Here is a 9,574-nt window from a genome sequence, read left to right as displayed (position 1 = left end):
GACTCGGAGAAGTACCAGCTCAAACCCCGCGACTGGGCCCGCGCCGAGACGGATGGCATCGCCCCCCTGATCACCCGCCTCAACGCCGTCCGGCGCCGCCACCCCGCGCTCCGGCAGCTGCGCAACCTGCGCTTCCACCACACGGACAACGACTCCGTCATCGCGTACAGCAAGCGCACCGGGCCGGACACGGTTCTGGTGGTCGTGAACCTTGATCCGCACCACACCCAGGAGGCCACGGTCTCGTTGGACATGCCGCAACTCGGCCTGGACTGGAACGCCGTCCTGTCCGTGCAGGACGAACTGACGGGTGAGACCTACTCGTGGGGCAGGACCGCCTATGTGCGCCTCACGCCCGGCCGGACGCCGGCGCACGTGCTCCAGGCAGAGCGGCCGGCACCAGCGAACGGAGGGCCCAGCGCGTCATGACTGTCAACGAACCCGTCCCGGACACCTTCGAGGACACTCCCGCGAAGGACCGGGACCCGGACTGGTTCAAACGCGCCGTCTTCTACGAGGTCCTGGTCCGCTCCTTCCAGGACAGCAACGGCGACGGCATCGGCGACCTCAAGGGCCTGACCGCGAAACTCGACTACCTGCAGTGGCTCGGCGTCGACTGCCTCTGGCTGCCGCCCTTCTTCAAGTCCCCGCTGCGGGACGGCGGCTACGACGTCTCCGACTACACCGCCGTACTCCCGGAGTTCGGTGACCTAGCCGACTTCGTGGAGTTCGTCGACGCCGCCCACCAGCGCGGCATGCGCGTCATCATCGACTTCGTCGTCAACCACACCAGCGACCAGCACCCGTGGTTCCAGGAGTCCCGGAAGAACCCGGACGGGCCCTACGGCGACTTCTACATGTGGGCGGACGACGACAAGCAGTACCAGGACGCGCGGATCATCTTCGTCGACACCGAGGTCTCCAATTGGACCTTCGACCCCGTGCGCGGTCAGTACTACTTCCACCGGTTCTTCTCGCACCAGCCGGACCTCAACTACGAGAACCCGGCCGTCCAGGAGGAGGTGCTGGCGGCGCTCCGGTTCTGGCTGGACCTGGGCATCGACGGCTTCCGCCTCGACGCGGTGCCCTACCTGTACGCGGAGGAGGGCACCAACTGCGAGAACCTGCCCGCGACCCACGAGTTCCTGAGGCGGGTCCGCCGCGAGATCGACGCCATGTTCCCGGACACCGTGCTGCTGGCCGAGGCCAACCAGTGGCCCGAGGACGTCGTCGACTACTTCGGCGACTACGACAAGGGTGGCGACGAGTGCCACATGGCGTTCCATTTCCCGGTCATGCCGCGGATCTTCATGGCGGTGCGCCGGGAATCCCGCTACCCCGTCTCGGAGATCCTCGCCAAGACCCCCGCCATCCCCTCCGGCTGCCAGTGGGGCATCTTCCTGCGCAACCACGACGAGCTGACCCTGGAAATGGTCACCGACGAGGAACGCGACTACATGTGGGCCGAATACGCGAAGGACCCGCGTATGCGCGCCAACATCGGCATCCGCCGCCGCCTCGCCACCCTCCTGGACAACGACCGCAACCAGATCGAGCTCTTCACCGCCCTGCTGCTGTCCCTGCCCGGCTCGCCGATCCTCTACTACGGCGACGAGATCGGCATGGGCGACAACATCTGGCTCGGCGACCGGGACGCGGTGCGCACCCCCATGCAGTGGACGCCGGACCGCAACGCCGGCTTCTCCTCCTGCGACCCGGGACGGCTCTACCTGCCGGCCATCATGGACCCCGTCTACGGCTACCAGGTCACCAACGTCGAGGCCTCCATGTCCTCGCCGTCGTCCCTGCTGCACTGGACCCGCCGCATGATCGAGATCCGCAAGCAGAATCCTGCCTTCGGACTGGGGTCCTACACCGAACTGCAGTCCTCCAACCCGGCGGTCCTGGCGTTCCTGCGCGAGTACGAGGACGACCTCGTCCTGTGCGTGCACAACTTCTCCCGCTTCGCGCAGCCCACCGAACTCGATCTGCGGGCCTACGACGGCCGGCATCCGGTCGAGCTGATCGGCGGGGTGCGGTTCCCCGCCATCGGTGAACTGCCGTATCTGCTCACCCTCGCGGGGCACGGCTTCTACTGGTTCCGGCTCTCCCGAGTCGCCTCCCGCATCGGCCGTCGGCGCTGAGCGTGCGGAGCCGAGGAAAGGACGCGTCACCATGACGAAGACAGTTGACCTGCCCCGGGGCACGACGGCCGGCCTCGACCGGCCGCTGGGCTCGCTCGGCTCGCTGGGCGGGCTGCTGCGCGACTGGCTGCCGCGGCAGCGCTGGTTCGCGGGCAAGGACCGGCCCGTGACCGAGCTGTCCGTGCTGTCCATGACCGAACTCTTCCCGGGCTGCCTGCACCTGCTGGTCCACGCCGACCACTCCCCCCACGGGGGCACCACCCCGTCCGGTGACTGCTACCAGCTTCTGCTCGGCGTCCGCGAACACCGCGCGCCCAGGCTGGAGCGGGCCTGCATAGGCCGGGCCGAGGAAGGTCCGCTGGCCGGACTCGCGGTCTACGACGCCCTGCACGACCCGCGCGCGGCCGAACTGCTCCTGGAGCGGCTGCGCATACCCGGCACCGCGGGCCCACTGCGCTTCGAGGTCGCCCCGGAGGCCCGGATACCCGGCGGACTCGCGCCGCGGCTGCTGGACGCCGAGCAGTCCAACTCCTCCCTGGTGTACGGCGACTCCTACATCCTGAAGGTGTTCCGGCGGATACAGCCCGGGGTCAACCCGGATCTGGAGGTCCCCGGTGCGCTGGCCGCGCAGGGCTGCGCGCGGGTGCCGGCGCCGGTGGCCTGGTTCCGCACCACCGAGCCGAGCCCGGCGACCCTCGGGGTACTGCAGCCCTTCCTGCCGGACGCGGCCGACGGCTGGACCCTGGCCCTGCGCGCGCTCGCGGCCGGGGACGACTTCACCACCGAGGCGCACGAGCTGGGGCGGGCCACCGCGGACGTGCATCTCGCGCTCGCCGCCGCCTTCCCGTCCGCCGTCCACGACGAATACAGCCGCACGGCCGAGGCGATGTCGGCGCGGCTGGACGCGGCCGCGGACGCGGTGCCTGTGCTGCGGCCGTTCGTCCCCGGGCTGCGCGGCGCCTTCGAGGCGCTCGCCACCTGTGACGCGGGGCCGCTCGCCCAGCGGATCCACGGCGATCTCCATCTCGGGCAGGTGCTGCGGGCGGACCAGGAGTGGTTCGTCATCGACTTCGAGGGCGAGCCGTCCCGGCCGCTCGCCGAGCGGCGCAGCACCCAGTCGCCGGTGCGGGACGTCGCCGGGATGCTGCGCTCCTTCGACTACGCGGCCCGGCAGCGCCGCCCGTGGCGCCCGGAGTGGGCCCGCCGCTGCCGGGAGGCCTACTGCGCGGGTTACGCTGCCCGGGCCGGCTGGGACCCGCGCAGGAAGCACGCACTGCTGCGCGCCCACGAGACGGACCGCGCGGTGTACGAGGTGGTGTACGAAGCCCGGCACCGGCCGGCCTGGCTTCCGGTTCCGATGGCCGCGATCGAGCGGCTCGCCCGCTGGAGAGGCTGACGTCATGGCACTGCGCGACTCTTCGCTCCCGGAGCCCTCAGGCCCCTCCCGTTCCACGGCCCCGGCCCTGGACGCCACCGACCGCGGGCGCCTGCTCGCGGGCACCCACCACGATCCGCACGCCCTGCTCGGCGCCCGTCCGGTGGACGGCGGCACCCTCTTCCGGGCGCTGCGTCCGCACGCGCGCGCCGTGAGCGTGCTCGTCGACGGGGTGCGCAGCCCCCTGGCACCGGAGGACGACGGGCTCTTCGCGGCCGTGCTGCCGTACGCCGAGGTCCCGTCGTACACCCTCCTCGTCGAGTACGAGGACGGGGAGCACGAGGTCCACGACCCGTACCGCTTCCTGCCCGCGCTCGGTGAGTTCGACCTGCATCTGATCCGGGAGGGGCGGCACGAGCAGCTGTGGAAGGCGCTCGGTGCCGAGCCGATGACCCATGACGGGGTGGCCGGCACCCGGTTCACGGTGTGGGCGCCGAACGCCCAGGGCGTAAGGGTGGCCGGCGACTTCACGTGCTGGGACGGCACGCAGTTCCCGATGCGCTCGCTGGGGGCGGCCGGGGTGTGGGAGCTGTTCCTGCCGGGGGTGGGCGAGGGTGCCCGGTACAAGTTCGAGATCACCTCCCGGTACGGCGGCCGGTTCCTCAAGGCGGACCCGATGGCCCGGCGGACGGAGGTGCCGCCCGCCACCGCGTCGATCGTGACGGTGTCCCGGCACGAGTGGGCGGACGCGGAGTGGATGGCGCACCGCGGCGACGTGCCGGTGCACGAGGCGCCGTTCTCGGTGTACGAGGTGCACCTGCCGTCCTGGCGGCCGGGCCTGGACTACCGTCAGCTGGCCGAGGAACTGCCCGCGTACGTCAACGACCTGGGCTTCACGCACGTCGAGTTCATGCCGGTCGCCGAGCACCCCTTCGGCGGGTCCTGGGGCTACCAGGTCACCGGCTTCTACGCGCCGACCTCCCGGCTCGGCACCCCCGACGACTTCAGGTACCTGGTCGACGCCCTGCACCGGGCCGGCATCGGCGTGATCATGGACTGGGTGCCGGCCCACTTCCCCAAGGACGACTGGGCGCTGGCCCGCTTCGACGGGGACCCGCTGTACGAGCCCGGGGACGACCGGCGGGCCGAGCATCCGGACTGGGGTACCTACGAGTTCGACCTCGGCCGGGTGGAGGTGCGCAACTTCCTGGTCGCCAACGCCGTGTACTGGTGCGAGGAGTTCCACATCGACGGGCTGCGGGTGGACGCGGTCGCCTCGATGCTCTACCTCGACTACTCGCGGGACTCCGGGCAGTGGACGCCCAACGTGTTCGGCGGGCGCGAGGACCTGGACGCGGTGGCGTTCCTGCAGGAGATGAACGCGACCGTGTACCGGCGGGCGCCCGGGGTGGTGACCATCGCCGAGGAGTCCACCGCATGGGACGGGGTGACCCGGCCGACCGACAGCGGCGGGCTGGGCTTCGGGCTGAAGTGGAACATGGGCTGGATGCACGACTCGCTGGAGTACATCAAGCACGAGCCGGTGCACCGCAAGTACCACCACGACGAGATGACCTTCTCGATGGTCTACGCGTACAGCGAGAACTACGTCCTGCCCATCTCCCACGACGAGGTCGTGCACGGCAAGCGCTCGCTCGTCTCGAAGATGCCCGGCGACTGGTGGCAGCAGCGTGCCAACCACCGCGCGTATCTGGCCTTCATGTGGGCCCATCCGGGCAAGCAACTGCTCTTCATGGGGCAGGAGTTCGCCCAGGGCGGCGAGTGGTCCCACGCCGACGGCCCCGACTGGTGGCTGCTCGACGCCGGATACGGGGCCGAGGCCGATCACCGGGGTGTCCGGGATCTGGTCCGCGATCTCAACTCCGGGTACCGCGCGCACCCCGCGCTGTGGCAGCGCGACACCGATCCGGCGGGGTTCCAGTGGGTCGTGGGTGACGCGGCCGAGGACAACGTCTTCGCCTTCCTGAGGTTCGATGCCGAGGCCCGGCCGCTGCTGGCGGTCTCCAACCTCTCCCCCGTGGTCCGTCCCGGCTACCGGCTGAGCGTGCCCAGGGGGACGCCCGTCTGGCAGGAGATCCTCAACACCGACAGTGCCCGGTACGGCGGCGGGGACGTCGTCAGCCGGGGGCCGCTGCTCGCCGACGACGGGTCTCTGCGGGTCACGCTGCCCCCGCTCGGCACGGTGTGGCTGGAGCCTGTCGCCCCGTAACCCGCCGAGGGCCGCGGCACGTGTTTCCCCGGCCGGGTTCGGGCAGTCCCGGATGAAAGACCCCGCCGCGCCCGGTCGCGGCCCGGCCGGAGGGCGGTTCCCCGTGCTGCGTACCGTCGGAGTGGAGGAAGAACTTCTGCTGGTCCACCCGGACAGCGGGGAGCCGGCGCCCTGGTCGGCCGCCGTCGTCGACCGGGCCGCCCTGGACGATCCCGGACAGGCCGTGTTCCAGAAGGAGCTGTTCGGGCAGATGCTGGAGCTCGCGACCAGTCCGCAGCGGGACATGGCGGAGCTCGGCGCCGAGATCGTCGCCTGCCGCAAGGAGGCGGGCCGGCTGGCCGGCGAGATCGGCTGCGCGGTCGCGGCGCTCGCCACCTATCCCCTGCCGGTCGACCCGGCGCTCACCCGGCACGAGCGCTACCACTGGATGGCCGGGCGGTACGGCGCCGCCATGGTGGACTGGTTCGTCTGCGGCTGCCATGTGCACGTGTCGGTGGAGTCCGACGAGGAGGGCGTCGCCGTCCTCGACCGGATCCGGCCCTGGCTTCCGGTGCTGCGTGCGCTCAGCGCCAACTCGCCGTTCTGGCAGGGCCGGGACTCCGGTTACGCCAGCTTCCGCAGCCGGCTGTGGGCGCGCGGTCCGTCGGCGGGGCCGACCGAGCTGTTCGGCTCGGCCGAAGGGTACCGGCGGCGGGTCGCGGACATGGTGGGCAGCGGGGTCATCCTCGACGCGGGGATGGTGTACTTCGACGCCCGGCTGTCCACGCGCTACCCGACGGTGGAGATCCGGGTGGCGGACGTGTGCCTGCGGGCGGACACCACCGTCCTCGTCGCCACGCTGATCCGCGCCCTGGTGGAGACGGCCGCGCGCGACTGGCGGGCCGGGCGGCCGCCGCTCGACCCCAGCGTGAGCATGCTCCGGCTGGCCTCCTGGCAGGCCGCCCGCCTCGGCCTGGAGCAGGACCTCCTGGACCCCGTGACCATGCGGCCCCGGCCCGCCGTCGAGGTGGTGCGCGCCCTGCTGGCGCACACCGCGGACGCGCTGGCCGACAGCGGTGACACGATCGGCGTCCAGGAGGCCGTCGCACAGTTGCTGCACAGGGGTACCGGCGCCCGCGAGCAGCGGTCGTTCCTGGAGCGCGGCGGGAGCCTGCGGGACGTCGTCGTGGAGTGTGTACGCCGCACCCAGGGCTGAACCCCCGGGCTGAGCTTTGTCATCAGGTGGAAACGAGTTGACCGTTCCCGACCCGAGCCGCACTCCCCTGGGCTAGATTCGACCCGCGTCGACAACAGTACCGATCGGGAGGGTAACCCTCCGTACATCCAGGAGCAGCGCATGCGCGACTACGCCCTCGCTCCGACGACCGCTTCGACCCTGGCCGGCGGGCTCGCCGACAGCATCTTCGAGACGGCGGACCGGAACCCCACACTGCCGGTGCTGGCGCGCCGGCCCGAGGGCGCCCCCGCGGGCTGGGAGGAGGTCACCGCGGTCGAACTGCGGGACGAGGTGGTCGACCTGGCCAAGGGGCTGATCGCGTCGGGGATCTCGCCCGGGCACCGGGTGGCCGTGATGGCGCGGACGCGCTACGAGTGGACGGTCTTCGGCCTCGCGCTGTGGTCGGTGGGGGCGGAGGTCGTCCCGATCCACCCGACGTCCTCCCGGGACCAGGTCGAGTGGATCCTGCGCGACGCCCGCTGTGTGGCCGTGGTGGTCGAGGACGAGCAGGCGGTGATGACCGTCGGCACCGTGTGCGAGGGGCTGCCCGGGCTCAAGCACGTGTGGCAGCTGGACGCGGGGGCGCTGCCCGAGCTGGTGCAGAAGGGCACGTTCGTCCCGCTGACCACGGTGGAGTCGCTGCGCCGGATCGTGATGCCCGACTCGACGGCGGCCATCACCTACACCTCGGGCACCTCGGGCCGTCCGCTGGGCTGCGCGCTGAGCCACCGCGGGCTCGCGTACCCGTGCGACACCCTGCTGGCGGGCTGGGCACATACCGCGGCGCGCCCCGGCGAACAGGCCTCCGTCCTGGCCTTCCTGCCGTTCTCGCACGTGTACGGCCTGATGATCATGGTGATCTGTCTGCGCGGCGGAATCCTGATGGGCCACGAGCCGGAGATGACCGAGGCCGCGCTGGCCGCGGCGCTGGCCACGTTCCGGCCGACCTATCTGTACGCCGTGCCGTCGGTGCTGGAGAAGCTGTACAAGACGTTCCTGCGCACCTCCCAGCAGCACGGCCGGGGCGCTCTGTTCGAGCGGGCCGCGGAGACCGCGCGGGACTTCGCCGCGGCCACGGAACGGCAGCGGCTGGGCACCGGGGCGGGTCCGGGCTTCGACCTGCGCCTGCAGCACGCCCTGTACGAGCGGACGGTGTACCGCAAGCTGCGGGGGGCGCTCGGCGGGCGGGTGCTGCGGGCCACGTCCGGCGGCTCCTCGCTCAGCCGCGAACTCACCCTGTTCTACGAGGGCATCGGTATGTACGTCCATGACGGCTACGGCCTCACCGAGTCCAGCGGCGGGATCACCATGCAGCCGCTGGGCCGGGAGAAGTCGGGCACGGTGGGCCAGGCCCTGCCGGGCACCCAGATCCAGGTGGCCGACGACGGCGAGATCCTGGTGCGCGGTCCGTCGGTGTTCCAGGGCTACGTCGGTGACGACTACGCGACCCGGGCCGCGCTGCGCGGCGGCTGGCTGGCCACCGGGGACATCGGGCGGCTGGACTCCGAGGGCTATCTGACCATCACGGGCCGCAAGAAGGACATCATCATCACGAGCAGCGGCAAGAGTGTGGCCCCGGCCCCGCTGGAGCAGCGGCTGCGGATGCACCCCCTGGTGCACCAGGCGGTGGTCGTCGGCGACGACCGGCCCTGTGTGGGCGCGCTGATCACCCTGGACCCGGACTTCCTCGCGCACTGGCGGGGGGCGCTGGCGGTGCCGGGCGACTCGCCCGGCCGCGAGGCGCGCGAGGAGAACGCGCTGCGTGAGGAGATCGCCCGCGCCATCGCGTCCGCCAACAGTGTGGTGTCCCGCTCCGAGTCGATCCGGGTCTACCGGGTGCTCCAGGAACCGTTCGCCCCGGGCAACGGCATGCTGACGCCGTCGATGAAGCTGCGCCGGGACGCCATAGCGCGCCACTACGCGGCCGAGATCGACGCCATGTACCAGGCCCGCTCACAGGCGGTACGCCGGCCGGGCCGCCCGGGCCAGCCCGAACCGGCCGACTGGGACGACTCGGACAACGTGTTCCGGTGAGCGGACCAGGCGTAGCCGGCGCCATGGTGGGAACTCGCCGCGAAGGAGAAGAGACCAGCGCGACGAGAGCACCTTTCCGGGACTGAAAGAGACGAGATGGGGACCGGACCACGGCGGGACGACAGAGGATCCGCGCAGGAGACCGACGGATGCACGGTCCCCTTCCCGGGCCGTCTCCGCGACGTGACCGGTGCCCGGCTCGCCGCCGACGGCTACCTCGCCGGTCTCGCCCGCGTCTCGCCGCCCTCCGGCCCCGACTGCTGGAACGACATCCTGCTGGTCGTGACGGAGCTGGCCGCCAACGTCGTCCAGTACGCGCCGGGCCCCTTCGAGCTGCGGATGCGCCGCACGTACGACGGCGTCCACGTCACGATGCACGACTCCAGCCAAATCCGGCCCGAGCCGCGGCCCTTCCACCCGGACGGAGGCGGGGGCGGGGTCGGCTGGCACCTGCTGCACACCCTGTGCGACCAGGTCAGCGTGGTCGTCACCACGGACGGCAAGGACATCCACGCCTTCCTGCCCTGGTGAGGACGACCCGGTGAGGACGACCCGGTGGAGGGATGCGCTGGTGA

General features: G+C 71.5%; 7 protein-coding genes. All 7 read left to right on the top strand.

Going from position 1 to position 9,574, the window contains the following annotated elements; genetic code table 11:
• The coding region (locus tag ACFY0P_RS25435) for an alpha-glucosidase C-terminal domain-containing protein (RefSeq protein WP_388917268.1) at nucleotides 1-429 on the top strand (429 nt) is incomplete at its 5' end.
• Nucleotides 426-2,144 carry a maltose alpha-D-glucosyltransferase gene (gene treS / locus ACFY0P_RS25430; protein WP_388917266.1) on the top strand — a complete coding sequence of 573 codons (1,719 nt, stop codon included), beginning with the start codon at nucleotides 426-428 and terminating at the stop codon, nucleotides 2,142-2,144. The genes ACFY0P_RS25435 and treS, both read left to right, overlap by 4 nt.
• A 31-nt stretch (nucleotides 2,145-2,175) precedes the next feature.
• A complete protein-coding gene (locus ACFY0P_RS25425) occupies nucleotides 2,176-3,540 on the top strand; it encodes a maltokinase (RefSeq protein ID WP_388917264.1) in 1,365 nt (454 codons plus the stop codon).
• Nucleotides 3,541-3,544: 4 nt separating this feature from the next.
• Nucleotides 3,545-5,749 carry a 1,4-alpha-glucan branching enzyme gene (gene glgB / locus ACFY0P_RS25420; RefSeq protein WP_388917262.1) on the top strand — a complete coding sequence of 735 codons (2,205 nt, stop codon included), beginning with the start codon at nucleotides 3,545-3,547 and terminating at the stop codon, nucleotides 5,747-5,749.
• A gap of 106 nt (nucleotides 5,750-5,855) precedes the next feature.
• Nucleotides 5,856-6,944 (top strand): glutamate--cysteine ligase, encoded by a 1,089-nt coding sequence (locus tag ACFY0P_RS25415; protein WP_388917306.1) that lies wholly within the window; start codon nucleotides 5,856-5,858, stop codon nucleotides 6,942-6,944.
• Between the two features lie 141 nt (nucleotides 6,945-7,085).
• Nucleotides 7,086-8,999: an AMP-dependent synthetase/ligase gene (locus ACFY0P_RS25410; protein ID WP_388917259.1), complete on the top strand. Its 1,914-nt coding sequence runs from the start codon at nucleotides 7,086-7,088 to the stop codon at nucleotides 8,997-8,999.
• Nucleotides 9,000-9,095: 96 nt separating this feature from the next.
• Nucleotides 9,096-9,530: an ATP-binding protein gene (locus ACFY0P_RS25405; RefSeq protein ID WP_388917256.1), complete on the top strand. Its 435-nt coding sequence runs from the start codon at nucleotides 9,096-9,098 to the stop codon at nucleotides 9,528-9,530.
• Nucleotides 9,531-9,574: the final 44 nt, after the last annotated feature.

The organism is Streptomyces sp. NPDC001714 (assembly GCF_042892755.1).
Classification (GTDB): domain Bacteria; phylum Actinomycetota; class Actinomycetes; order Streptomycetales; family Streptomycetaceae; genus Streptomyces.
The sequence above is the reverse complement of the archived record's forward strand: the minus strand, read 5'-3'. Positions and strand labels throughout refer to the sequence as shown.